This window comes from Paenibacillus xylanexedens, from assembly GCF_001908275.1.
Classification (GTDB): domain Bacteria; phylum Bacillota; class Bacilli; order Paenibacillales; family Paenibacillaceae; genus Paenibacillus; species Paenibacillus xylanexedens_A.
Map to the genome: position 1 here is coordinate 5,326,161 of NZ_CP018620.1, position 25,731 is coordinate 5,351,891.

Genomic DNA, 25,731 nt, shown 5'->3' on the forward strand with positions numbered 1-25,731 from the left:
GCGATTAATGTGAATTGTTTCACATAAACCGGAACATGTTCTCTCTACTTGGGAACCGGAACCGCGGGATGAATGTTTTTCTTACATTTTCAGTATACGACTTGGGGCTTTCATCATCTGTGATTTTTGTCACAAAGCCAGTGAACTAACTCACTCCACCTGCGCTGTGTCCCATTGACCCCTGTAAATTCACACTTAGCCACTGCGCGGGCAGAACAACTTCCGATCGCTGTTCATTATTTAAATTTACTGAAAAAGCGAATGAACCATAGATGATGTACACTGGCCACTACAAGGAGAGAATAACCTTCCGATCGCTGTTATCCCCGGATTTTTTGATTCATTTTTTTCAAAGGTGAAAATCCAGTGATAAAGGCGAGCGCTTCGCTTCTTCAGGTTTTTTCTCTCCTTTCCGTTATCGTGTACATTAGGTAGTTCTACTAATAAAACAATAAAATTCAATATTTATTTCGAAGACGCAAGCTTCGCTTTTCAGGTTATTTCTGCCCTCTCCGTTATTGTGTGAACATCTGGCTCAAACGGCCACATCACGAATTCCATGCCACCTCTTTAGAACCCTTTTGCTCCTCTATGCTCGGAGCAAAACAAATCTTAAAATAAATCCTGAAAAACAGATGCTCGCTCTTCTGTTTTTCTGCCCTTTTCTTTATTGTCGAACATCTGGCTCAAACGGCCACATCACGGATTCCGCGCCACCTCTTTAAGAACCTTTTGCTCCTCTATGCTCGGAACAAAACAAAACTTAAAATAGACCCTGAAAAACAGATACTTCGCTCTTCTGTTTTTCTGCCCACTCCGTTATTGTGTGAACATCCGGCTCAAACAGCCAGATCACGAATTCCGTGTAACCTCTTTAAGAACCATTGCTCCTCTATACTCGGAGCAAAACAAAACTTAAAATAGACCCTGAAAAACAGATACTTCGCTCTTCTGTTTTTCTGCCCACTCCGTTATTGTGTGAACATCCGGCTCAAACAGCCAGATCACGAATTCCGTGTAACCTCTTTAAGAACCATTGCTCCTCTATACTCGGAGCAAAATAAATCTTAGAATAAATCCTGAAAAACAGATGCTCGCTCTTCTGTTTTTCTGCCCTCTCGTTATGGCGTGAAAGACGGCAATCGGGGCTCCCCTCTCGGGGAACCCTGATCTTCTTGCCGTAAGGCACACTTCGTTCTAAATTTGTTATTCAAACTTTCCGTAGAAAGCGTTGCGGTATACATCAGCCAGTTCAGTTACCAGCGGCAGCTTCGGATTGGCGGTTGTACATTGGTCTTCGAAGGCACGGTCTGCCAGATAATCCACATGTGCTTCAAAGTCTTTGGCATCAAATCCGATTTCCTGGAACGATTCTTCAATGCCCAATGTTTTGTTCAGTTTGCGAATCGCATTGATGAGACTGGTTACGCCTTCTTCTGTTGTACGAGCAGGCAATCCCAAGATGCGGGCGATTTCGGCATACCGCTCATCCGCTACAAAGTGCGAATATTTCGGGAACGATGCAAATTTGGTCGGTTTTTTTGCGTTGTAACGAATGACGTGCGGCATCAGGATTGCATTGGTGCGTCCGTGTGCGGTGTGATACTGACCGCCCCATTTGTGCGCCAAGCTGTGGTTGATGCCCAGGAATGCGTTGGCAAACGCCATACCTGCAATTGTGGAAGCATTATGCATTTTCTCACGTGCCAGTTTATCTCCTTGCAGCGCAGATTGCTCCAGGTATTGGAATACCAGTTGGATTGCTTTGATCGCAAGTCCATCCGTGTAATCATTTGCCATAACAGATACATAAGCTTCAATCGCATGCGTCAGTACGTCCATACCTGTATCGGCAACCGCTGTTCTAGGCAGGGAGTATACAAACTCCGGATCAACAATCGCTACGTCTGGTGTCAGCTCATAGTCGGCCAATGGATATTTGGTGTTACCTTGATTTTTATCTGTGATAACCGCGAACGATGTCACTTCAGAACCTGTACCGGATGTGGTTGGGATCGCTACAAATTTCGCTTTTACGCCTAGACGTGGATATTTGTAGATCCGTTTGCGGATATCCATGAATTTCTGTTTCAGATCGTTGAAGTCCGTGTCCGGGTATTCATAGAACAACCACATGGCTTTGGCAGCATCCATCGGTGATCCACCGCCGAGTGCAATAATGCAGTCCGGTTGGAAGCGGCGCATCATTTCGGTTCCGCGGTCTACCGTTGTTGTGGATGGATCTGGCTCAACATCGGAGAACACTTCGATCGCTACTGGCATTTGGCGTTGACGCAGATAGTGTTCTACCTTTTCAACATATCCAAGCTTCACCATCATGGCATCCGTAATAATGGCCACACGTGTGATGTCAGGCATTTTGGCAAGATACTGTGTTGCCCCTTTTTCGAAATAGACTTTGTTCGGCACTTTGAACCATTGCATATTCACGGTACGGCGAGCCACCCTTTTCACATTGATTAAGTTCACAGCGGTTACGTTGGAAGAAGTCGAGTTACGTCCGTATGATCCGCATCCCAGTGTCAATGACGGCATGTTTGTGTTGTAGATATCCCCGATGGCACCGTGTGTGGATGGTGAGTTCACAATAATCCGTCCAGTTTGCAGACGATCTGCGAATTTACCGATCACTTCTTCATTTGTGGAGTGGATAACCGAGGAGTGACCCATGCCGCCAAAAGCAACCACTTCTGCTGCACGTTCAATTCCCTCTGCTGCCGTTTTAACTTTGTAACAAGCCAGTACCGGGCTTAATTTCTCAGCCGACAATGGGAATTTAGTACCTACCCCTTCAATCTCGGCCACAAGAATTTTGGTGCCTGCTGGAACTTCAATACCGCACAATTTCGCAATGCTCACCGCAGATTGACCAACAATCGCCGGATTCACCGCACATTTCTCGGCATTAATCGCACCTGCTGTCAATTTTGCTGCTTCATCTTTGTTAACAAAGTAACAGCCATTCGCAATCATTTTTTTCTTCACTTGATCGAAGATCGGTTCTTCAATGATGACCGCTTGTTCGGAAGCACAGATCATGCCGTTATCGAAAGATTTGGACAGGATCAAATCCGTCACTGCCTGATTGATATCCGCGCTTTTCTCGATAAAGCAAGGAACGTTACCCGGTCCTACGCCCAGTGCAGGTTTACCACAGCTGTACGCTGCACGTACCATGCCTGATCCGCCTGTTGCCAGAATGAGAGCCACATCATTGTGATTCATCAGTTCGTTTGTACGATCCATGGAAGGATCATCAATCCACTGAATACAATCCGCTGGTGCACCATGTTTCACAGCCGCTTCCAGTAGGATTTTAGCAGCTTCCCGGCTACAATTCTGTGCAGATGGGTGGAAACCAAAGATGATCGGGTTACGCGTCTTGATGGAGATCAGTGCTTTGAACATCGTCGTTGATGTTGGGTTGGTAACTGGTGTAATACCCATGATGATGCCGACCGGCTCCGCAATTTTCTGGAAGCTTTCATACTCGTTATCTTCAATCACACCTACGGTTTTGTCATACTTGATGCTGTGGTACACATATTCTGTTGCAAATATATTTTTGGTGATTTTATCCTCATACACTCCGCGGCCTGTTTCTTCTACGGCCATCTTGGCGAGCATCATGTGTTTATCCAGACCCGCAAGCGCCATCGCTTGCACAATCCGGTCAATCTGCTTCTGGTCCATCTTCATGAATGCGGCGTGTGCTTTATTCGCTTTGTCGATTAACGTTTGAATATACTGACCTGCTGTCGGTTCTTTTGCTGGGGCGACTTCGTTCTTTACAGCCATCTCCCTCATCCTCCTAAAGGTTCGTATTAGTTTGTCTCTCTCGTTTACATTCACATCGTAACATGACAATAAACTTAATTATGTGATTTTTTTCACAAAGTATAACAAATTTAATTTAAGTTTTGTAGTGTCCTTCATACGACCATTTTCACTTCCTATTTAAAATATAGAGCTGTAAAATTCATCCTCTCCATTAAAAGTGAATTTTATCACAATGTTTGAAATTTCGTCATTTTTGCCCCCTTTCCTTCCCCCTCAAACGGTAAGATTAGGTATATACTGAACTTAAAAATTGAACCACCGCAATTTGTACCGTCCTTCCTCCCGGCCGAGATGACCCTGATCAGGACGGCAACGGTTTGCGGCGAACCTCGGAGGCTACTGCTTACTACAGAAGGTCGTCCGATGGACATAAAGGGGAGATAGACTTATGAGAGAACTAACAACTGTACTGGAAAAGCGCGGCAATACTAACTGTTTCTCGGAAGCAAATTTCAACCATCTGCTGGTTACCATGAAAGATAGAACCTATCCGGAAGGTACACATCTGTACTGGGAAGGCGACATCTCTGACAAACTTTATTATATGAAACGGGGCCGTGCCCAGATCACCAAATCCACGGATGAAGGCAAGGAACTGATCATGTACATGTATCAATCCGGTGATATGATTGGGCAGGCTGATCCCTTCTTTGGCTCTAAACACAGCTTCTCAGCGGAAGTGCTGGAGGATAGTGAGATCGGTGTACTGGAGCATAAAGACCTGGAAATGTTAATCTGCCAGCATTGTGACTTCGCGATCGATTTTATGAAATGGATGGGCATCCACCACCGGTTAACACAGACCAAATTCCGGGATCTCATGTTATATGGCAAACCGGGTGCACTTTGCTCCACCCTCATTCGGTTGTCGAATTCGTATGGTGAGCCTCATGGAGAGCATGTCATTATTCACAAAAAAATTACCCACACGGACCTGTCCAATATGATTGGAGCCACTCGTGAAAGTGTAAACCGCATGTTAAGCGACCTGCGTAAGAAAGATGGGATTGAATATGACAATGGCATGATTGTCATCAAAGATCTGAAGATGCTGCAAGGGATCTGTCACTGTGAGCTTTGCCCGAACGAGATCTGTCGTATTTAATATTTGACTATGCTAATCGGAAATTGCTTATATATATTTAATGAAAAAAAGCCCAGTTCTCTAAAAAGAGATTGGGCTTCTTGGTATACTTAGGATGCATTGGTCAATTCAAGCTTTACCGCATCACGTGGATTCAATTTCATGTCCAGACCATTTTCCATTAATTCTTTGTCATTCACCATAATGACCCACCGCTCATTCATACGAGGCGTGACATTCTCGACCGAAACGACAAATTTGTTATTCTCCGACATTCTTACAATGCCGCTGGACTTCAACACATCACGAACTGTGCACTCCTGAACGTAGACGCCGGCATATTGACGATTAAGGGTTGGCATAATGTTTCCACCGCTAACCTTGAGTAACGTTGTCTGATATGCAACGCCATCCCCCCCACTGTCAGCGGCTTTCACGTAAATGATCACTTCATCTTTGGCATGAAGCTCCATGTCCCAATCTTCCTGTTCAATATCCTTGCCATTTAATTTGACAGCCCAGCTCAGCGAAGAATCCAGAGAAACTTCACCCACGGATTGAATCCGTTTGCCATCTGCCGTAAAATCAACCAGTCCGCTATTGAGTAATGCTTTTTTGAGTGTCAAACCCTCACTAAAATCTCGCTTAATGGACTTTGTTGCATCAGGCAAAAACGTACTGCCATCTACAGCCACTGTGATTGTATTCGCTGTTTCTGTCTCTTTAACAATTGGCTGCTCAGAAGGCTGTGTCTCACTACAACCAGCCAAGATCGCCAGTAGGAGCAAACATACACCTATGTAACCGGGGATTTTCTTCATCATGTAGGTAACACCACCCTGCGTAAAATCATTCACCCTGTTGTCCATAACCTCTATTATGGCACAACTTTCGGCAAAAAAAAGTGTCAAAGCCGTTACTTTTATAGGGTACCGCCTGCAAATAAGGCTTGTACAAGAAAGAGAGCCTGCACACAGGCTCTCCAATCTATATCATTTTTATGTTCTAATTGGTTACGTTATCATTGGACACTAGCCTGCATGTATGTCCGTCCTCCATCGCCATCTTTCAGATATGGATTAAGCCCGAAGAATTGCTCCTCAGATACGTATACACCTGTCAGCAATCGCCCTTCAAGCAATCCACCGTCAACCTGCACGCAACATGAAGGTGCGTCTACATACTCCTGATACAACGGAATCTGCCCATATTGTTGATGGACCTTAAATACCTTCCCTTGCTCATGCAAAGGCCGTTCCGAGAAATAGGTAGGCACAATGTAACGGGCAATGACATCCAGCTCCTGCACGCTATAAAAGGGGTCATCACCAAGCCATGGCGCAAACATTCGAATCTTCTCATATTGTGACCAGACAACCGCCTGAATCAGCATTTCTGCCTGAACCAGCCGACCTTCTCCCACATCTAAAGCCAATTGCTTACCACGGATAGTTTCTTCCATCTGAGACATCGTTGAATCAGGTTGTCCCAGCTCACATCCGATACACTTCCAGCCCCTGGACGTTTGAATCCATTTTTGCAGCACCGCCGGAGCTAATTTCGGACCATCGCTGTTCACAGAATGCGTATTCACTTCGGCAAGATCATCCTTAACCGAACGGGAATATGCTGTGCGCTTAAACAACTCTGCAGCTTTTTTGTAAATTAGATGGACCTGAATGGATGCGCTCTCAAGTTCTGCAATATCTTTTTTGCCGTAGCGTACTTCACGGGATAAGCTTTCTTCTCTCATGACAAGTGGGCCTCCTTCGCTCCGGCCGTCTGTGGCCATTTTCTATAGATTATACTACAACTCATGACAACATGTGCATAGCCCAAGAGAAAAACGCCGATCAACATAGTACTTAAGACAAAAACCCCTGATTTCCACAGAAATCAGGAGTCTATGTCATTCATGCAACAAAAGTGGGTGATATTTGCTTATGCGTTAGTCAACCCACTGCTCAGCCCAGTCTTGAATTTGATTCATGACAGGCTGGAGCGCTCTACCTTTATCCGTCAGTTCATATTCAATACGAACTGGCGTCTCGGGATAGACGTGACGAACCAGAATACCTTCACTCTCCAGATCTTTCATCCGTTCGGATAACATCTTATCACTCATGGATGGAATCAGATTGGAGATATCCTTGAATCGCTTCGAACCACTCATCAATGTTTGAATAATTAAACCATTCCAGCGCTTGCCCAAAAAAGAAAACGCCGTCTCAAAACGCGGACACATCCGCAAGTCTTGACCTTCCACATTAATCACCTCTTTAGAGATCACTCAAATCAACTTACATTTTGTTAGTATATTTCATAATAACATATTTAAGCTTCAAAGAAAACGCCTGCAACTAAAAAGTTTAAATTTTAGAAGCATATCATCCAAAATGGATCATACATCCCAGTATACATTACACGCTACGTCGTCACCATGGGAAATATCGTATAACTTCCCCATAGTACTATCTTACCCAAAAAGAACCCAACTGCCACAGTCATCAATGACTCGGAGAAGGGTTCTTTTTGAATAAAACTTATAAATTCCATTACACGATTGAGTTAGTGAATTAGACCAGCACGCCACCAAATGGTCTTACAGGTTCGCTCTTGCCAAATTCCGGCTTAAAGCTGCGGGCAGGATATGCCCATTTCACAGCGTTGCTGATCACTCTTAATATTTCCGGTTTGTAATAGGTCGGATACGTCTCATGACCTGGTCGGAAATAAAAGATTTTACCTTCACCACGCCGGAACGTACATCCGCTCCGGAATACTTCCCCACCCTGGAAGTTGCTCACAAACACCAGTTCATCCGGTACTGGAATATCGAAGAATTCACCGTACATCTCTTCTTTTTCCAATACAATCTTGCCTTCGATGCCATCCGCAATCGGATGAGATGGGTTAACACACCATACAATTTCCTGCTCGTCAGCTACACGCCACTTCAGATCGCAGCTTGTTCCCATCAGCGCTTTGAATGGTTTGGAGAAATGACCTGAATGGAGCACAATCATTCCCATCCCGTTCAGCACTCGCTGCGCAACCTTCTGTGAGATCTCATCGCTTACGCGATCATGTGCCATATGTCCCCACCATATGAGCACATCTGTGGAATTCAGCACTTCATCACTTAATCCATGTTCAGGCTGATCCAGTGTAGCTGTGCGAATAGCAAAGCCTTCGCCGCCAAGTCCGTCAGCCAGTGCTCGATGCAGACCATCCGGGTAGACTTCCCTTACTTCATCGTGAATTTTCTCATGGACAAATTCATTCCAAATGGTGACGTTGATCATGTTCAATTTCCCCCTAGTGTAGCTCTAAACCCACCACATATCGCCCAGCGGTTCTTCGATCAATACTTGCTGGAGATTTTGCACGGCTTTAGAGAATCCTTCTTCAACCGACATCAGACCGTCTTCGTGTTCAATACTTACTACATAATCATATCCGACCAGACGCAAGGCACTCATAATATCTGCCCAAGTCTTGTTATCATGTCCATAACCGACCGAGCGGAACTGCCAAGCCCGATCCAGCATATTGGTATAGTCCTGCATATCCGTTACACCGTGTTTGTTCACGTTTACCGGATCAATTGTTGTATCTTTTGCATGGAAGTGATGGATAGCTCCTTCACGTCCCAAGATGTGAATTGCCTGAACTGGATCAATACCTTGCCACCACATGTGACTTGGGTCCAGATTGGCTCCGATCACTTCACCTGCTGCTTCACGCAGTCTCAGCAAGGTTGCTGGTGTATGAACGGAGAATCCACCGTGCAGCTCCAATCCAACTTTTACGTTACGATCTGCTGCAAATTTACCCCACTCTGCCCAGTAAGGGATCACTTTATTCTCCCACTGCCACTTCAGGATCTCCTGGAAGTCATTTGGCCATGGTGCAACAGGCCAGTTCGGATATTTGGCATCCTCATGGTCTCCCGGACAACCGGAGAATGTATTCACTACAGGTACTTCCAGCTTCTCAGCCAGTTCTACCGATTTAACAAAATCATCGTGAAATCCTTTGGCAATATCCTTTTGCGGATGTAGCGGGTTACCGTGACAGCTGAGTGCACTGATCGTCAAACCACGTGATTCCACTGCATTTTTGAAGTTTTTCAATGCTGTAGGATTGCTTAACAACTCATCTGGCTTACAATGTGCATTGCCTGGATGTCCGCCTGTTCCGATCTCTACTGCTTTTAATCCCTTGGATGCTACATAATCAAGAGCATCCTCCAATTTACGTCCTCCGAATAGTACCAAAAATACGCCGAGTTTCAAGTGCGATTCCTCCCTGGATTAGATATCGTATGATTGCTGAATTCATGAATATTGAACTGTATACAATTACCGTTCAGATCACATGCCTGTTTGATTAGTGTGGAAAATCGAGAGTGTTTCTATCCTGAAATTGAACGTAAGAATACTGGTTATTCTGCTTCACTCGTAAGAGCATCAAGCTTCGAACACTTTTACTCAGACTAGTGGGATTCCACGGTTTCAATCTCAGTTTGAACTGTGCGAGTTACTGTAAAAGAATCATAGCTGCTCTCCAGATGTATGTGCTTGCCTTCAAGTGAAGAACGCTGGAATGAATGCATGGCTTCCAGTACGTGATAAGCAAGCTTGCCACTGGCTTTGTGTTCCCGTCCGGCACGAATGGATTCAACCATTTCGGTTACGCCGATGCCTCGTTCGTTTTGTCCACTTTCGAAGACTGGTTTGACCGTCTCCCAAGTGTCTTGACCGTATCTGCGAACCTTTACTTCCCCGTTAAAATAATTGGGGTCCGGTACACTAAGCGTACCTTCTGTACCATAGATTTCAATACGTGGCAGATCTGAAGCTCCGCGAATATCGAAACTGGTAATCATGGTTGCAATGGCACCTTCTGCAAAATCAATGGTTCCTGCCAAGTGAGTAGGCGTCTCTACTTGCAGCGCTGTACCTTCCTTCGGTCCGGAGCCAATCTTGCGATCTGCAATCTGTATGCCTGCCGAGGCACTGATTCTGCGTATCGGTCCAAGCAACGTAATCAGAGCGGTCAGGTAGTAAGGTCCCATATCAAACATCGGTCCGCCACCTGCGACATAAAAGAACTCCGGATTAGGATGCCAAGCTTCTGGTCCTCCACCCATAAAGAATGAAGTCGCTGCAACCGGCTTGCCAATCAGCCCATCCTCAATGGCTTTACGAGCTGTCTGTATGCCTGAACCAAGGAAGGTATCCGGTGCAGAACCAACATACAATCCCTTTTCCTCAGCCAACTCAACAACTTTGCGACCATCCTCAAGAGAAATTGCCAGCGGCTTCTCGGCATACACATGTTTGCCTGCTTCGAGTGCAGCCAGATCGGTCATGGCATGACTGCCAGGAACCGTAAGGTTCAACACAAGTTCAATTTCGTTATTTTGCAGCAACTCATCTACATTGTAAACGTTTGCGATATTAAATTCATCTGCCCGTTCCTGAGCGCGTTCACGAATCAAATCCGCAACAGCCACGACTTCAATGACCGGGTTGTTTTTGAGATTTTCCAAGTAGATGGCGCTGATGTTACCACACCCGATGATGCCTGCTTTCATTTTCTCCACTGTGACGTTCATCTCCTTACGCATGGTGAAAATCTGCGTTTGAATGGTTGAGATACATATGTTTTGTTGGATGTTTCCTGTTCCTTAAATCTAATACTATGGTATTCCGTTTCAGCTTCAATTAAAATGAATAATATGATTGAAACATGAACTATCTGGTCATAATTTTCAAATTGCAAGGAGTATGCCCATGCCGACAGATCAATCCTGCCAAGTTCTTACAGCAGGCTTTTCATTTCATCGTAAACCCTACGCTATGGTGCAGCCTGAAGGGGTGAAGAACTACCTGTTAAGACTGCAAACAGACGGACGTTGCCGTGCACGCATAGACGGGGACATGTCCCTGGTGGATGCGGGCGATCTGCTTCTTTTTGATCCTGATGAACCCTATGAGCTGAGAATAGACAATGAAACCAATCCGATGGGAGAACGACTGGTGGAGAGTGGTGACTATCACATCTTCTTTAATGGTTCCTGGGTGGATGAGTGGTGGAAACGTCACAAACGGCCGACCCGGATCAAAGTCGAACTGACGGAAAGTCTTTTGGTCCTGTTTCGACAGCTCGTACTGGAACAGCGCCGCATCTCCAATCCTTATCCGGAAATTTCAAGTTATTATATGCGAATTTTATGTCTCGAAGTGGATCGTCTGCTCGCGGAGCATCCAACGATAACCAACACCAATTATGTGGCTTATGAGATCAAAAACTACATTGAAGAAAACGCTTCCTCTTTATTCAAGCTCGATGATGTGGCAACACATATTGGCATCAGTGTCTCACGGGGTGTTCATCTCTTCAAAGAAGCGTTTGGCAAAAGCATCATGCAATACACGCTTGACGTACGGCTCAACATGGCCAGGGAACGGATTATTTTCAGTCCAATGACCCTGGAGCAAGTGTCTGAGTCTTCCGGCTTTAACAACTATACCTATTTTCATCGGGTATTCCGTTCCCGGTTCGGCATGTCCCCGAAGGAATTCCGCGTCATTCACCGGGAACAGATGTAATCATACCAGTATACGTAAGTTGAACTTATTTGCGCGCGGCTATGGCCTCGGATACAACCATCGCCAGATCTTCATTGCCAAACATGGACAACACGCCAAGTACAGTATCATCCGGGATCTCACCGGCTTCCTCCTTGGATACAATCAGCTTCTGCACCTGCTGCAAACGCTCGTTGCTCTGCTGATTCGGGTAGGCTTGCCGGTACATCTCTTCCGGGTCCAAACCATTATTGACACACCACTGGGCAAATACGAGGATCATCATCTCTTCTTCCTGTTTATAGGTTTCTACAACAGCTTCCTCGATCTGTTTATTACGTTCCTTTTCATATTCATCCATGACTTGTATTCCTCCGTATGTGTATTCTGCAATTATTTGCGAATCAATTGTTCCGCCAGTTCATGACTGTCCATGACATGACTTGCACTGATCAGGCAATCATCAGGTGAGTCCAGACAAGCCAGGAAATTGTCCACTGCTCCGCTAAAACCTCTGCGTGCTAACACGGTGTCCCAACTCCCGAACGTTTCTTTGGTTTCCGGTCTCCCCTGTTCCATGTAGCTGATCATGTCCATGTTCACCACTTCAACAGATCGTCCACCACCATGCAATTCGATCTTCTCCAGATCTGCCCCAGCTTCACGCACCATATCGAATCGACCGTAGGCTGTTCTACCCAGCTTGGCCGTTCCGGTTGCATGCAGCAGTCTGTCCAGATCATTCTTCCGAATCCATTGATGAAGCAACTCCACATTATGATCCGAGTACCACAACATCAGATCCAGCATATGGATGAGATCATCATAGATGGTTTCTGCCGCAGGACGATCCTGTATGCCTGTACGATGTTTGGTCACTGTCAAGGATTCAAAACCTTTTCCACCCTGCATCCATTCTTTGGCTTTTTGGTACATCGGTGCGAATCTGCGGTTGAAGCCCACTGCCAGTAGCAGCCCTTGTGCCTCGGCAAAAGCAGTCATCTCTTCCGACTCCCGAATGGTATAGGATAACGGTTTGTCTACGTACACGGCTAATCCCTGTTCCAGACATTGCATGACAATGTCAAAGTGTGCTTCCGTTGCTGTATGTACAAACACCGCATCCAGATCCCAGGACAACAGTTCTTTCAGATCCGTTGTTCCCCGTTCTAATCGATACGCCTCCTGAACGGCTTTGACCGGTTCCGGAGATCGGTTCATAATGCCTACAATCTCCACGTTCGGATGAGCTGTTAACAGCGGCAAATATACTTTACGTGCAATATCGCCGAGGCCGATAATTGCAACTCGTTTACGTTGGGTTGTTTCCATGATGATCATTCCACCTTCAGTTCGGTTCTATATTTCCACGTCCTATAGTGTAACCCTTCGGACAGCAACTTGCCAGTGATTGCAGCAGACTTCGCTCGAATTGTTCAGACAATGGGCGAACGTGGTAAACTTAGGAGGAACAGCAGTACAGATCGGGATACGACTAGACCTGCCTGATCTGAAAGGAGCGTTTGGGATTTTGCGAAAATGGTTATGGCTTCTGTTATATGTTTTACTTGCAGGAGTCACGTTTATTTACAGATATGAACTGCTGGCCTGGACCGATCTTCATCAGTCCATCCCGCTGTTACTCGCCATGGCAACATTGTTTGCTCTTGTGCCAGTGATTCCTTATAAGTTTGTTATTATCGCCTTTGGTTACAGTTACGGTACTACCACGGCAGCCTGGATATGCTGGCTTGGCACCACACTTGCAGCCATGCTCGTTTATGGCGGAGCAAGAACCATTTTCAGACATCAGGCGAGATCGTACCTCGAACGCATTCGGGGTCTGAACCGTTTTACCACATGGATGGAAGCACATCCGTTCATGGGCGTCATGTCGATGCGACTGTTACCGATCGTGCCTCAGATGGCCGTTAATATCTACGCAGGTATAACGTACACGCCATTCTGGGTCTTCATGGTTGCCACGGCCATTGGGAAAATGCCAGCGATTTTTGTATTTGCCTATGCAGGTGCACAAGCTGAAACCTCCATCTGGCTGAGCCTGGCGATCCTTGCCGGATATCTGGTGTTCATGGCCATTGTATTGCTCTTATTTCGCTTTCGGTCACGCAACAAAGCCTGAATTCAGAATTCGCAAACCGTTCAGATTCAGCTTGTTTTCATTCCGGCTTGGTTGGCTTGCCAATTCAGGATATAATAGAAGAGCAAGCCTAATGCTTGTGTAACAAGTTTAATAAAACGGTAGATTGCTGGAGCTCGAACACGAGCGCTAAATCTTCATCAGAAATGGAGTGACTATAGCATGGAACAACATTCAAGTGAGTTAGCAACTTTTGCAGGCGGATGCTTCTGGTGTATGGTATCCCCCTTTGAAGAACTGCCCGGTATTCATAAGATCGTATCGGGTTATACAGGAGGACATACCGAGAATCCAACATATGAAGAGGTCTGCTCGGAGACAACAGGACATGTAGAGGCTGTACAAATTACGTTCGACCCTGCCATCTTCCCTTATAAGAAACTGGTTGAACTGTTCTGGCAGCAGATTGACCCTACGGATACAGGCGGACAATTCCATGACCGCGGATCTTCCTATCAGACGGCCATCTTCTATCACAGCGAAGAGCAGCGCCAGATTGCGGAAGCTTCCAAAGCGGAGCTGGGACAGAGCGGGCGTTTTGACAAACCAATCTTCACACCCATTTTGCCAGCCAAACCGTTCTATGAAGCGGAAGAACATCACCAAAATTATCACCGGAAGAACCCTGCCCATTACAAACGCTACAGCAAAGGTTCTGGACGTGTAGATTTCATCGAACGCAACTGGACAGGTAACGTGGATAAAGACGGGCTGAAAGAGCGTTTGACGCCGCTTCAATATGAAGTTACGCAGAACAGCGCGACCGAGCCTGCATTCCATAACGAATTCTGGGATCACCACGGTGATGGTATCTATGTGGACATCGTATCTGGCGAGCCATTGTTCAGTTCTACTGACAAATACGATTCCGGCTGTGGCTGGCCGAGCTTCACACGTCCATTACGTGACCACAACGTGAAGGAAAAAACCGATCTCAGCCACTTCATGATTCGTACCGAAGTGAGAAGTCGTGAGGGTGATTCCCATCTGGGTCACCTCTTCAACGATGGTCCTGCCGAAGCAGGTGGAATGCGTTATTGCATCAACTCTGCGGCACTTCGTTTTGTACCCAAAGAAGACTTGCAAAAAGAAGGATACGGTGAGTACGCCGTCCTTTTCCAATAAGTTATAATACAAAAAAAGCAGCGCGATGATCCCGCTGCTTTTTTTTTGTACATTAACATTCACATCATACTTACAATCCAACCGATCCAATACGCAAATGGAATTAATAACATCTGCGCCAACAGAGTACCAAATAAACGAGATACAAGCATGCAGCCATAAATCTGATTCATGCGATCCAAACGGATCTCGCCACGTAATGATCGGTCACTGAGCAGGGAGATCCGCGGATCAATCAGGATGGTTAACAAAATCGTTGCTATTCCGTTAATTAACCCGGTCGATTGGGAAGCAGCTACAGCCCGCCCTGGGTAAAGATACGCTGCGTATAAGCTGGACAGGACACCTGTGGTGTAGATTGCAGTTACCGCTACATTAAGCAGCATTAACCGTCTTGGCATCCCATGTTGTACCAATCGTTTGGCCATCTTCCAGGATGGCGGGGTGATGTAATACGTTGCATTTCTAATCTTGCTTCGCTTCAGCATACCGCGAACCATTGCAGGGATAGACCCGGCTGCTTCAAAATGCACGACCATTCTCGAAGACAGCTTCACCATGGTTGGAAAACACAATATGGCTAATGCCGTTCCAATCGTTGCCGCACCCATTAACCAGTGTAGCTGTGCCGCAAAGTGTGGATTGGCTCCCCGTGTTGCAGTATCCACCAGATTACCTACCATTGGACCCTGGGCCATATTCGAGGTTCGAGAAACCAACAGCAAGATACCTGCCAAAGAAATGGCTAGCGCGATTCTGCGAGTGCGTAAACCACCAAGGCGTAGCGCGTATGACAAGCTGTCTGCGGCATGAATCAGCATGGTGAACAGCATAGGGATTGCCAAGCTAAGACTAAACATATGTATGTACTCCTTTATATTCCTGTTATTGAACTTATTTCTTACATGGACAGCATTATACTCCTCTGGCTTGCAAAAGTATAGGAACGAGATCCTTTTATATAAGTTGAACTAAAGAATGTTTACACTGGACACTCCGATGACAGAACAACCTTCCGATCGCTATTATCCGCAGATTTTCTGATTTCTTTTAGAAAGGGGTAAATCAGGGGATAAAGGCGAGTTTATGCTTACGAAGTTGCTTTCCACAGAAAGCTCATAGCTCCTCTTCTTCAGGTTCTTTCTGTCCTCTCCGTTTTGTGTAAATGTTTATTTCAATTTATATAGATCATCGGTAAATGCACTTACGACCTCAGTTGTTCATCGTTTATCCCTCCCCTCACAGGGTAATATACAACTAATCCATCATCGTACAGGAGGGGTTTATATGCCTTGGAACAAACAGGATTATCCGGTATCCATGAAGAACCTGGAACCACGTGTTAGACATAAAGCAATTGAGATTGCCAATGCTCTGCTCGATGACGGGTATGAGGAAGGGCGCTCGATTGCCATAGCGACAGCTAAGGCGGAAGAATGGGATGAAAATCATCCCGCACCGGAAAGTTCGAAATCGGACTCCACATCTTCTTCCGATCATTCGGACCACAAAAAGTCGTCTTCCACGGATCGTCGTCATTCCGAGCCCGTTTCTTCGTCCAAAAGTCATGACAACATCCATGTCGTGCCTACCGACTCCGGTTGGGCGATCAAGGAAGAAGGAAAGTCTACCTATCTGTCCACATTTGATACTAAGGCAGAAGCTGTAGATAAGGCCAAAGAACTGAGTAGCAAACAAAATATTCGAGCGATTATCCATAATCAGGATGGTCAGATTGCTTCTTCGATCAAGTCTTGAATGAATCGGAAAACAACAAAATCCCTTTTGCTGCTGAAGAGCAGTCAAAAGGGATTTTGTATGAACTTTAACTATCAAGACCTGAATATGACGCATACAGGTTATGGTTGTTCTGAAACGTATGGTTAATTGGATACCCCTCTAGCCACCGTAGTCCGTTGTGAAATAGCAGCAGCGTTAACTGCCTTGGCTGCAACCGATGGCATCGGCAATTTCACAGCCGAAGTTGTAACCACGGTTCCGCGAGCCGGAACACTAACGACGTACGTGATGACTTTACTGGCAATCCATACGGCCAGAATCGTATATAAAGTTTCTTTTACCGGAAGAAAGAAAAGCGACAATCCCAATACAAAAGCATCGCTGACAAAGAAAACCGTTCCCAGCTTCCATCCCTTCCAGCGGCTAACCAGCACGGCGAGAATATCGTCTCCGCCTGTCGCTCCACCGAATCGAAGCACGATTCCAGCGCCTACCCCTGTCAATATACCGGATAGAACGGCCGGAATCCACAGATTTCCGTTAAACGACAATACCAGTGTGGAGTATCGTTCAAAGCCGTCATAGAATAGGGAAAATGCACCGACGCCAAGCAATGCCTGAATCATGAATTTCCAGCCTTTGAGGAACCAAGCCAGGATCATGACCGGAATGTCCAGTAACAACATACCGATAGCAGGTGATAAGCCTGTTGCGTATTTTCCGAGCAGGGCCAGACCAACAAATCCGCCCTCCGATAAATGATTCTGAAAGTTAATGTGATAATAAGCAAAAGCTAAAATAAATGTACCGAGTAGCATAATGGCGAATTTGATCGCCTCTGTTTTAACGTGTTGTAAGGTTAACGATGTTCTCTTCATTCAGGTTCCCTCGCAGTTTGTAGGTTGGTTTTTTAGACCGACCGTACCCTGCAAAAGGTAAGCCTGGAAGAAATCATCGTGTACGTCCTTCGAATATTCATTCCAATCCCCTCTTTCGCAGAGTCAGCCGTTTTTTTGAACCGGTTGGTGTACTCTACAAGGGGCGCTATGTGTATGAGAGATCGTAACGTTTCCAGATCGTCCTTGGGGAGATTGTCCTTCGGGAACTCATGGTATCCTGATCCTTTCTGTTCTGTTGTGGTTAGCTGTGCTCAGTTAAACTGAAAAATAACTACAATGCATAAGCTTGAACATTTAATTGTACACTTACACTTGGATTACAGTACCCTCTTTTGATCGCGGTTATCCCCGGGATTTTTGGAATTCCATTTTCCCTCTGGGGAAAATCCGGTGATCGCTTATGCTTCCGAATCTGCTTTCATTCAAAAAGCTTTCAGACGAACGCTTCGCTTCTACAGATGGGTTCTGCACTCTTCGTTCCTGTGTAAATTGTAAATCCAACTTACAGCAGTTGCAAGTTCATTCAGTTTAAACACCAAAGCTAACTTGCTTGTTCTTCTATTATATAACACCAACGTGACCGGGTCTAAACAGTAGACCCCTCAAAAACAGGCATAAAGCAGCCTTTGGACTGCTCCAGCAGTCATACGGCAACACCAGGATAAGCAATGCTTGCTAATGGTGCAACCTGCTCCTTTATTCTATGACCAAAGCTTCCAAAAATAACTGTCAGTCACCCAACTGTGACAAATTGGGGCCTTTTTTTATTTTCTTGCGCTTTTTAAAGGAATCATTTTCCTTTCACACATACACTATAGCAAACGTAATCGGCTTATTCTTTGTCCAGTTCAGACGTTTCCAGACTTACTCTGCTGTTTATGGTATAATATAACAATTGAATCCCACTACCGTTTAAGCGAGGCGGATTGATGAAAACGTTAAAGCCAAGAGTCTTTATTGGCTGCTCGCTGGAAGCGAAGCCGATTGCAGCCGCAGTACACGAAAACTTACGTTTTTCAGCCGAAGTTACCCCTTGGTATTCCGGGGTTTTTAATCCAAGCAGCTATACCATGGACGATCTGGAAGTAGAGGTCCGTACGACTGACTTTGCCATTTTTATTTTTCATCCGGATGATATATCCAAAATCCGCGGGAAGTACTACGCGTCGGTCCGGGATAATACAATGCTGGAAATGGGTCTGTTTATGGGTCGTCTGGGACGAAAACGTATTTTTTTCATTCTTCCTGAGGATATTACAGACATCAAGGACACAACCAAGGTCGAAGGATTGCGTATGCCCACAGATCTGCTGGGGTTAAATCCACTCGTATATGAAATCCGTTCTGACGGAAAGTGGGCACCAGCCGTGTCCGTGGCATGTTCCAAAATCGCAGACAGTATTGAGGAACAAGGGCGCTGGAGTGATCCAGAATTGGAGAACATCATTGAGAAGCATAAACGCACTGAGGGAGAAGCAAGGTTACAACTGCTTAAGTTGCTGCGGTTCTTTAGGGAATTGCTGCGTACCCGCAAAGCAGATGCCAAGATGCTGGAACGAATGAGCGATGCCCTGCGTACTGCCTTTGTCTCTCATCCTCCATTCGCTGTACGTGGCACAGCCATATACCGTACAGATGACAGTGGTTACATTGAGCAATTATGTGGTAATGTTGGAGAACCGGGGAGAAAGTATGACTTGTCCGCTAACGACGACAAACAACCGGATGATCCCAAGCGCATTCTGGTGATTGATTCTTACCGGGAGAATAAAATCAAGATTAACCTGTATGATGATTACCTTGAGAAAGAGTATCTGCTATGCTATCCTGTAGCCAAGAGGTATGTTATCACCGTTCACATTATTGGACATATTGAAGCGGATGAGGCGGTATTTCAGCAGATTGACCTACAGAATCGTCAACTGTTCAACGCCATCAACGATTTGTTAGGAGGCGAACCGGAATGAAACCGGAAACGAAAAAAATAAGCAAGCGCTGGGGCAGCGAAAAAAAGGTACGCCTCAGTTCTGCGCCCGAATCATCACGACCGGTTCCGGAACCCAAGGAAGAAGATCGTTTCCACAAGCCGGCCGTACCGCTAACTACCATTGGGCCCTCCCTGAAGGGCAAGGAAAGACCGTATAAGGTCATCCTTGAAAAAGAGGCGTTCTACGAAAAGCCTCAATATCTTGCTTAATTTCTGAACACATCATCAAACCTGCCGCTCAATCGGCAGTATTCCATAGGCCCCGCCGCCCAAGGCAGGGGCTTTTTTGTTGCTCATTTTCGCTAAAAATAAAACTGCTTCTACTCGTTGACTGGTGCCATCGTGTTAAGGCAAGGCATCCTTGAATCATGATCGCAATTCATTGCTTGTAATTACTTCTGTAGCAGACTGCATTGCATAAGGTTTATTTGGTTTATGGCCTTAGGTTTCCTGCAAAACCCATAAATTATACCTTATTTTGGAGCAGGCTTGTCCTGATTGTTGCTTTCAACAAACTAAAGAAGACGAGGAATGATCGTAATAGTTCACGTCTTTCCTGCTACTTGCTATTTCTAATTATAATATAAGAACATATGTTCTGTAAATAAAAAAAGAAAATATATTTTGATCTAAAATAATTTCAATAAGAGTTGAATAGAATTTATTTTTTTCTATAAAAAAACAGGCAACGCATAACCTCGCGCTGCCTGTTTCATTAGTCATTAATTTCGTACATATAAGTTGGGGCTGTCTAAATCAGACCAGACTGTTGAAGCAATCTGCGTATAATTGCAGCTGTTTCGGCACGCGTAATCGATTGATTCGGAGCAATGGTATCTTTTCCACGTCCGGACACCAGTCCGGTAGAGATACTGGATGCTACTGCTTCCTTGGCCCAACTTGCTACTTGCTCAGCGTCTGCGTAATCAGACCATTGCTGAACGTTCCCGGCAGACGCAGCTGGTTCCATTCCAGTCACTGTCATAGCGCGTGCAATGAGCGCCATCGCTTCCTGACGAGTAATCTGTGCCTGTGGACGGAATGTTCCATCTTCATATCCATCGATTAGGCCATAGCTAGCCGCCGTGGTCACAGCATCCGCGTACCATTCGTTTCCATTCACATCTTTGAAAGAGTTAACCCGTTCTCCAGGTTTTAATCCTAATCCACGTACCAGAATGGCAGCGAACTCTGCACGTGTAACTCCACGGTTTGGTTCAAATGTGGTGTCCGTGATTCCCTCGATAACCATACGTGAACCCATATCATTCACTTCTGTCTTGGCCCAGTGTTGGGCTACATCAGTGAAGGTATGCGGGTGCCAGATAACGGCATACACACTGTTGGTCAAGCTGTTAATCTGTGCATGGTACATCCCATTGACCTGTGTAATTTTTGTGGGTACATGGCGCACAGTTCCTTCTGCATCCACCACAACACCTGTGGTGATTTGGTTAGGATCAACGTTCGCTGCTAATACAATCGTACGCGATACATAACTATTGAACTTATCCACACTCACGGATTTGCCATCGAAGGTGGCTGTTACTTTGAAATCAACTGGTGATCCCAGAAGAGTATATCCATTTTGCTGAGCTGCTGATTGTGCTGTCTGTATGACAGCTTCTGTTGGCTGTGAAATTTCGATTCCCAGTTTGATGTTCTCCAAGGAATTGTCAGAATTCACACCCAGTTGCTGCGCGAGCTTCTCAATATTAACCTGCTGTGCAGGTAACGTGTAAGAGGCAATATCCGTTTGAAGCACCAATACGGCTTGTTTGTCAGCCATGAGTTTGACTGTCTGCCCTGTCAGTTCACCAATAACCAGATCTCCTTGGCCATTACCTGTCACAGGGATCGTCACAATAGCGTTGTTCCCCTCGGTTTGAAGTTTCTGTCCAATGAGAGCTGCGTCCACTGTAAGGGTTACAACTTTTCGCCCGTTCACTTCAGTAGTGGCTAAGCTTCCAGCGTTCTCGGCTTTACCGTTCACGAGCACCTTAGCACCTGTGGATGGTGGAGTTACGACGGGATTAGTCACTGGTGTACTTACACTGTTTCCACCAGAACTGGAACCCCCAGAGTTGCCAGATCCTCCACCGGAGTTTCCATTGCCACCTGATCCGCCTGAACTATCACTATTGCGCTTGATGTTCAGCGTATATGTTCTCTTGCTTACTCCATCCAATGCAGTCACTTCGATGGTAATTGTGTTCATACCACTGACTAATTGCACGACTGTACTGTTACCACTGACACCATTAATTTTCACTACGGCTCCAGTTTGATCCGGTTTAACGCTAATTTCAGTCGTGCTAACGGAACTACTGACTGTTGCTTCATAGACCTCTATGTCTGGATTGAAGTCCGGTGATAAAGTAATTAGAGGCAAAGTGATTCCACTTAGTTTGGCGTTACTGATATCAATGCGATTAAAGTTAAGCGTGTAGCTATTACTGCTGCCATCCTCTGCTTGAACATCGATAATTACAGGGTTTGAACCGTATACCAGATCCGTAACCGTGTATGTGTAAACACCATCTGTCACTGTTTCGTCTGTAGCCCCTGTTACATGTACAACTTGTCCTTCATTGGCTTTGCTCAAGGAGAAACTCACACTCATCACGTCAGATTCGAGATCTACGCGATAATCAAGCTCATCTACAGAGAAGTCCGGTGTCAGCTGCCCTGAACTTACCGTAAGGGTGGAGAGTGTTGCTGTAGATGACATCCATTTCGCATAAAGCGTAATATTCTGCGTCAGACTCATATTGAAGTCAAAAGCTTGAAGCAACTGGCTATCCTGATACCAGCCTGAGAACGTATATCCCGCTTTTTCCGGAGCATCAGGATTCACTGCCGAGCTATTGTAGTTCACCTTTTGATTGTCAATCTCGGTTCCACCGTTGGATTCAAAACTAATATTTACATACAGTGGTTGCCACTGTGCATAGAGCGTAACATCACTATCGTTCATGGAGAATGTATCTGCTGCGCTGTAGCTGATTCCGCTGCCGTCTGCCGCTGTATTCCATCCCGTGAACTGATAATCTTCTTTTTCAAGCGTTCCTGTGTTATCTGACACTGTAACTATAGCTTCTTTTTCATATTTCTGATTATCTACTGGAATGCTGCCCGAAGTCGCACCATTCGAATTGTAAGTCACCGAATGTTCCGTAGAAAGCGTCATGACAGTCATTTTATTATCTTTTGTGTTGTCTGCATAAGCAACATAAGGCATTCCGTTTGGACCAAAAGCAAGCGAAGTGTCGTTTATTTGACCTGCAGAGAACGGTTTACCACCAACCACAGTCCATTGACTTCCGTCAAGCTTCATCATTACACCCTGCGGTTCCATGCTAAAATTAACAAGATTTTTAAAAGCTGTATACGGAATACCTTGAGGGTCAAAAGCAAGTGACATACTATTTAGCCTTCCTGATGAGAATCCCTCATTCCCTACCACTTTCCACTCGCTGCCATTCAATTTCATTACGGTTGCTTTAAAAACTTTCGAACCATCTTCAAAAGCAACATAAGGCACATTATTCGGACCAAATGCAAGTGAAAGATATGATGCTGAGTCTGCTGTAAATGCTGCATTCCCTACATTTTTCCATGAACCATCTGCAAACTTCATTACAGTTGCTTTTCTACTCGTTGAATCTGTATATGCGAGATGAAGAATTCCCGCATTATCAAACACTATTGGAGATAATCCAGAAGCATTATTTGTTGTAAATCCGACTGGGCCAACATTTTCCCACTGATTTCCATTCAATCTTTTCACTGTAATCTTATTACTCACAGATTGATCACGGTACCCGACATAAGGGATATTATCAGGACTAAGTGCAATTGATACATAAACCGCTGCCGCAGCTGAAAAACCAGCACTACCTACAATCTCCCATTGTTCTCCGTTAAATTTCATAACTGTTGCTTTACTTCCATTATCACCATCCTGATAAGCCACGTATGGAGTATTATGGGAATCAAATACGAGCGATGATCTGTTATGTATCACGCCAGTAGAGAAACCGGCAGGCCCCACGGATTGCCATGCTCCAGAAACGTATTTTAGAACGGTTGCTTTTCCGCCATTGTTTCCATCCTTAAATACGGTGTACGGTGTACCTTCCCGATCAAAGACCAACGTAATATTCTCCGCCTGCCCTGATGTAATTCCGGCTCCACCCACATCTACCCATGTTCCACTCGCCGCATAGGCTCGTTCAACGCCCAACGCCCGAAACCCTGGAAATCCTCCAAATATTAAAGCAACCACAATTAACATCGTTATCACTTTTTTAGGCTGCAGTAAGCGCTTATTCATCACTATCATCCTTCCGTTCGTCCTTTTTTAGTGCGATACTCTATTTCATCCAGCTCGATCCCCGTCTAAACAACCTACATATCTAATTGAGAGCTAATCTACTACTTTGGTCTTGTTTTCATCAGACGTACATTCCATTGGAATATGTATTCTTGAATGTTAGAACTCCTTTCGATGTGGTTTTAAATTTTACAGATATTATAACGAGCTACTATAAACAAACTCTAAACACGGTGAGTAACGTCTCCTCCATGTTTTTCATTTCGATAATGTGAAATTGCCTATGTGCCTTATCTCATAAAGGTTTTCAAATGATTCAAACTGCCTTGAAGAGAGAATGTAAATATTTTCAGGTTGAAACCTGCATGGTTCAGGAATATGCTGACTATACTACAAACAGGAACATTTGTTCTTAATTAGAACGATATATTTATGGCTAAGGAAGTGACTATATGGCCTCCTCTTCCACTTCAGCCCCAACTCCTGCGGATGAAGATCATCGTCTGATCAAAGGGATGGTTGTGCGTACGCTTTTGCTGGATGTACTGGAACGGGATATTCGAACGCTGGATACGCTGCTTCTGAAAATGCCCGAGGTCTATATCCTGTCGCTCACCCGCATTCAGAATGAAGTACTTAAGGAGATGCTGGGACTGCGCAAACAGATGAGAACCCGTGGAGTAAAAGTTTTGGAGGAAACGCGGGGAAAGGATGGCATTGAAACCGTTTATTTGTGCAGGGGATACATGCAACGGTTCTATATGCTCTGGACATTTGCACGCAATGAGGTCAAAAAAGAGCTGAGTCACCATCTGCAGATGGATCTGACACAACAGGTTTGACAAATGAACGGGTTGACCATCGCTAGCTGTGTTCATTAAGATGGAGAAGAGATATCCAACCATTCCAATAAGTCATGAATTGATTCCAACCGGATATACTCTCAACGTCTTATCAATCAAGGAGCTGTACTTCATGGATTTGAATACACATTCGATTAAACAAACAACCGCACATACAGGTATTGCCGCAGATGTAACAGAACTGATCGGCCAGACACCTGCCGTTAAACTGAACAGACTGACAGGCAGCGACTCCGCTGACGTATATGTGAAACTGGAATACTTTAACCCGAGTGGCAGCGTCAAAGACCGTGCCGCCTATAACCTGATCGTTCAGGCTGAACTTGCGGGACACTTGCTCCCTGGTGCTACCATTATCGAACCAACCAGTGGCAATACAGGGATCGGTCTTGCGATGAATGCCGCCGCCAAAGGATATAAAGCCATTCTGATTATGCCGGACAATATGTCCAAGGAGCGCATCAACATTCTGAAAGCCTACGGCGCATATGTGGTGCTCACTCCCGCTGCGGAGCGGATGCCTGGTGCGATTCGCAAAGCGAAAGAACTTCAGGCAGACATTCCAGGAAGTTTCATTCCGCAGCAATTCGAGAACCAGGCAAACCCGGACATTCACCGGATCACGACGGCTCCCGAGATTATGCAACAGATGGATGGCAGGCTGGACGCCTTCATCGCTACGGCGGGAACTGGCGGAACCATTACCGGGACGGGAGAAGAACTGCGCAAGCAGTTACCCGATATCCGCATCTATGCGGTGGAGCCCAAAGGTTCTCCGGTGTTGTCCGGTGGCGAGCCCGGACCACACAAGCTCGTCGGTACAAGTCCGGGGTTCATTCCGGACATCCTGAATACCGACGTGTGGGATGCCATCATCCAGGTGTCCGATGAGGACGCACTGGATACGATGCGGCAGCTTGCTGCCTGGGAAGGGCTGTTGCTCGGCCCTTCCTCTGGCGCTTCGGTGTGGGCCTCCCTTCGCATTGCGAAGGAACTGGGGCCGGGGCACCGGGTGCTCTGCATTGCGCCGGATACCGGGGAACGGTATCTGAGCATGGGTATTTTTTAACACAGCA

The 25,731-nt window shown here is 45.6% G+C and carries 21 protein-coding genes; 9 read left to right on the forward strand and 12 right to left on the reverse strand.

All coding sequences use genetic code 11. The annotated features are described in order from the left end of the window. Positions 1–1,206: 1,206 nt before the first annotated feature. Complete coding sequence (gene adhE, locus BS614_RS23275) at positions 1,207–3,819, reverse strand: bifunctional acetaldehyde-CoA/alcohol dehydrogenase (RefSeq protein WP_074095716.1); 2,613 nt, start codon at positions 3,817–3,819, stop codon at positions 1,207–1,209. Between the two features lie 430 nt (positions 3,820–4,249). Between adhE and BS614_RS23280 the strand changes: the two genes are divergently transcribed. Beyond that, complete coding sequence (locus BS614_RS23280; protein ID WP_036614443.1) at positions 4,250–4,966, forward strand: Crp/Fnr family transcriptional regulator; 717 nt, start codon at positions 4,250–4,252, stop codon at positions 4,964–4,966. An 89-nt stretch (positions 4,967–5,055) separates the two neighbouring features. Here BS614_RS23280 and BS614_RS23285 read toward each other — a convergent pair whose 3' ends face one another. The 6 genes from BS614_RS23285 to BS614_RS23310 form a co-directional block, all read right to left on the reverse strand. Then, positions 5,056–5,769, reverse strand: coding sequence for a hypothetical protein (locus BS614_RS23285; protein ID WP_017687552.1), 714 nt, complete (start codon positions 5,767–5,769; stop codon positions 5,056–5,058). 197 nt (positions 5,770–5,966) lie between these two features. Then, complete coding sequence (locus tag BS614_RS23290) at positions 5,967–6,698, reverse strand: hypothetical protein (RefSeq protein ID WP_074095717.1); 732 nt, start codon at positions 6,696–6,698, stop codon at positions 5,967–5,969. Between the two features lie 195 nt (positions 6,699–6,893). Beyond that, positions 6,894–7,190 (reverse strand): winged helix-turn-helix transcriptional regulator, encoded by a 297-nt coding sequence (locus tag BS614_RS23295; RefSeq protein ID WP_074096966.1) that lies wholly within the window; start codon positions 7,188–7,190, stop codon positions 6,894–6,896. A gap of 331 nt (positions 7,191–7,521) precedes the next feature. Further along, entirely contained in the window at positions 7,522–8,250 is a 729-nt protein-coding gene (locus BS614_RS23300; protein WP_017687549.1) for a ThuA domain-containing protein, read from the reverse strand. A 24-nt stretch (positions 8,251–8,274) separates the two neighbouring features. Next, positions 8,275–9,243: a sugar phosphate isomerase/epimerase family protein gene (locus BS614_RS23305; RefSeq protein ID WP_074095718.1), complete on the reverse strand. Its 969-nt coding sequence runs from the start codon at positions 9,241–9,243 to the stop codon at positions 8,275–8,277. A gap of 200 nt (positions 9,244–9,443) precedes the next feature. Next, entirely contained in the window at positions 9,444–10,556 is a 1,113-nt protein-coding gene (locus BS614_RS23310) for a Gfo/Idh/MocA family protein (RefSeq protein ID WP_074095719.1), read from the reverse strand. 190 nt (positions 10,557–10,746) lie between these two features. Here BS614_RS23310 and BS614_RS23315 point away from each other — a divergent pair, with 190 nt between their 5' ends. Continuing rightward, complete coding sequence (locus BS614_RS23315) at positions 10,747–11,565, forward strand: AraC family transcriptional regulator (protein WP_017687546.1); 819 nt, start codon at positions 10,747–10,749, stop codon at positions 11,563–11,565. A gap of 25 nt (positions 11,566–11,590) precedes the next feature. Here the strand turns inward: BS614_RS23315 and BS614_RS23320 are convergent, their stop codons facing one another. Beyond that, on the reverse strand, positions 11,591–11,905 hold the full coding sequence (locus BS614_RS23320) for a hypothetical protein (RefSeq protein ID WP_036614451.1): 315 nt from the start codon (positions 11,903–11,905) through the stop codon (positions 11,591–11,593). A gap of 32 nt (positions 11,906–11,937) precedes the next feature. Then, the gene (locus tag BS614_RS23325) at positions 11,938–12,876 is read right to left on the reverse strand and encodes a Gfo/Idh/MocA family protein (protein ID WP_074095720.1); all 939 of its coding nucleotides are present in this window, start codon (positions 12,874–12,876) and stop codon (positions 11,938–11,940) included. Positions 12,877–13,075: 199 nt separating this feature from the next. On the opposite strand from BS614_RS23325, the gene BS614_RS23330 reads away from it, so the two are divergent. Both BS614_RS23330 and msrA read left to right on the forward strand, forming a co-directional pair. Further along, complete coding sequence (locus tag BS614_RS23330) at positions 13,076–13,687, forward strand: TVP38/TMEM64 family protein (RefSeq protein ID WP_074095721.1); 612 nt, start codon at positions 13,076–13,078, stop codon at positions 13,685–13,687. 180 nt (positions 13,688–13,867) lie between these two features. After that, positions 13,868–14,830, forward strand: a complete 963-nt coding sequence (gene msrA, locus BS614_RS23335) for a peptide-methionine (S)-S-oxide reductase MsrA (RefSeq protein ID WP_036614455.1) — start codon at positions 13,868–13,870, stop codon at positions 14,828–14,830. A gap of 59 nt (positions 14,831–14,889) precedes the next feature. On the opposite strand, the gene BS614_RS23340 is transcribed toward msrA, so the two are convergent. Further along, complete coding sequence (locus BS614_RS23340) at positions 14,890–15,690, reverse strand: lipid II flippase Amj family protein (protein WP_074095722.1); 801 nt, start codon at positions 15,688–15,690, stop codon at positions 14,890–14,892. A gap of 427 nt (positions 15,691–16,117) precedes the next feature. Here BS614_RS23340 and BS614_RS23345 point away from each other — a divergent pair, with 427 nt between their 5' ends. After that, on the forward strand, positions 16,118–16,588 hold the full coding sequence (locus tag BS614_RS23345) for a DUF2188 domain-containing protein (RefSeq protein ID WP_074095723.1): 471 nt from the start codon (positions 16,118–16,120) through the stop codon (positions 16,586–16,588). A 125-nt stretch (positions 16,589–16,713) separates the two neighbouring features. Here the strand turns inward: BS614_RS23345 and BS614_RS23350 are convergent, their stop codons facing one another. Further along, complete coding sequence (locus tag BS614_RS23350) at positions 16,714–17,448, reverse strand: YitT family protein (protein ID WP_017687538.1); 735 nt, start codon at positions 17,446–17,448, stop codon at positions 16,714–16,716. Between the two features lie 950 nt (positions 17,449–18,398). Between BS614_RS23350 and BS614_RS23355 the strand changes: the two genes are divergently transcribed. Further along, entirely contained in the window at positions 18,399–19,436 is a 1,038-nt protein-coding gene (locus BS614_RS23355; protein WP_051447360.1) for a nucleotide-binding protein, read from the forward strand. Then, complete coding sequence (locus BS614_RS23360; protein WP_017687536.1) at positions 19,433–19,666, forward strand: hypothetical protein; 234 nt, start codon at positions 19,433–19,435, stop codon at positions 19,664–19,666. The genes BS614_RS23355 and BS614_RS23360 overlap by 4 nt, the downstream gene beginning before the upstream one ends. A 541-nt stretch (positions 19,667–20,207) precedes the next feature. On the opposite strand, the gene BS614_RS23365 is transcribed toward BS614_RS23360, so the two are convergent. Next, positions 20,208–23,792 (reverse strand): S-layer homology domain-containing protein, encoded by a 3,585-nt coding sequence (locus BS614_RS23365; protein ID WP_074095724.1) that lies wholly within the window; start codon positions 23,790–23,792, stop codon positions 20,208–20,210. 452 nt (positions 23,793–24,244) lie between these two features. Here BS614_RS23365 and BS614_RS23370 point away from each other — a divergent pair, with 452 nt between their 5' ends. After that, positions 24,245–24,634 (forward strand): YhjD family protein, encoded by a 390-nt coding sequence (locus BS614_RS23370; RefSeq protein ID WP_074095725.1) that lies wholly within the window; start codon positions 24,245–24,247, stop codon positions 24,632–24,634. 133 nt (positions 24,635–24,767) lie between these two features. Beyond that, entirely contained in the window at positions 24,768–25,724 is a 957-nt protein-coding gene (gene cysK, locus BS614_RS23375; protein ID WP_074095726.1) for a cysteine synthase A, read from the forward strand. Positions 25,725–25,731: the final 7 nt, after the last annotated feature.